The following is a 1,075-nucleotide window of genomic DNA, read 5'->3' as shown; positions in this document are numbered from 1 at the left end:
GAGCGGGACCCGCGCCGTCGCCGGGCACCCGCTCCGGTGCGGCCGACGCGGATCCCGCTCCCGGATCGTCCGGGGCGGCCGGCATCTCAGCGCTCACTCAGCAGGGCGCGGCGCAGCGCCGTCGCCGACGCGAAGATCCTGATACCGAGCACGACGACGACCGCCGTCGACAGCGCGCCGCCGAAGCCGACCAGCTCGCCGAGCAGCACCAGCAGCACCGCGATCGCCACGTCGGAGGCGAACGACACGACGAACTCCCGGTCGTCGAACGTTCCCTCCACACCCGCCCGCGCGGCGCCGAGCGCGGCGTCCACGGCGGCGACGACCGCGACCGGCAGGTAGGGATCGAGCCAGTCCGGCGCGGTCGGACCCAGCAGAAGCCCGGCCACGACGCCCAGCACCAGGGCGAGCACCACAATCATGATCCACTCCGTCGCGCGTTGCGCAGTACCGGCGCCGCGGCCGCCGGCAGGGTCAGGTTCTTCTCACCCGCCACCGTCAGGGCGGTCACCGGCGAGTTCGGCTGGTGCCGCAGCCGGTCGACCACGGCCGACTGCTCGGTACGCCGGGCGAGCGCCGCCGGATCGCCCACCGCCTCGACCACATACGGCGCGAGTACCGCGACGAACCCGACCAGCACCACGTCCCCGGCCGAGCGGATGGCGCTGAGCGCGGTGAGCCGCACGCCGTTGACGGCGATCGCCTCCGCGCCGGCGATCCACAGCACGTTCACCAGGTCCGCCAGGTCGTGATCCTGGATCCGGCCGCTTCCCGGTGCGGACCCGGCCGATCCAGCGGAGACCGGAGCGGCCGAGGCCGGAGCGGCGGAGGCCGGAGCGGCCGAGGCCGGAGCGGCCGAGGCCGAGCCAGCAGCGTCCGAGCCAGCAGCGTCCGAGCCAGCAGCGTCCGAGCCAGCAGCGTCCGAGCCAGCAGCGTCCGAGCCAGCAGCGGTGGTGGCGCTCGGGCCGGTCCGCGCCGCGTGGGGGTCGGCGCCGGGAACACGTGGGTCGGCCGCCCCGGAGCCGCCGCCGAGGCGGTTGGCGATCGTGATCCGCACGCCGGCGCCGGTCACCGC

General features: G+C 75.7%; 2 protein-coding genes. Both read right to left on the bottom strand.

Annotated elements, in window-relative coordinates:
* Window positions 1-86: 86 nt before the first annotated feature.
* Window positions 87-422, bottom strand: coding sequence for a DUF1290 domain-containing protein (locus tag MXD58_RS25320; protein ID WP_248840803.1), 336 nt, complete (start codon window positions 420-422; stop codon window positions 87-89).
* Window positions 419-1,075 (bottom strand): DUF881 domain-containing protein (locus tag MXD58_RS25315; RefSeq protein WP_250610165.1); only part of this gene is annotated, 657 nt, incomplete at its 5' end. The genes MXD58_RS25320 and MXD58_RS25315, both read right to left, overlap by 4 nt.

Source organism: Frankia sp. AgKG'84/4 (genome assembly GCF_023242965.2).
Taxonomy (GTDB): domain Bacteria; phylum Actinomycetota; class Actinomycetes; order Frankiales; family Frankiaceae; genus Frankia.
The sequence above is the reverse complement of the archived record's forward strand: the minus strand, read 5'-3'. Positions and strand labels throughout refer to the sequence as shown.

What these genes read in the sequence shown, in the direction of transcription:
- MXD58_RS25320 (WP_248840803.1), bottom strand. Translation starts at nt 422, where the DNA reads ATGATTGTGGTGCTCGCCCTGGTGCTGGGCGTCGTGGCCGGGCTTCTG.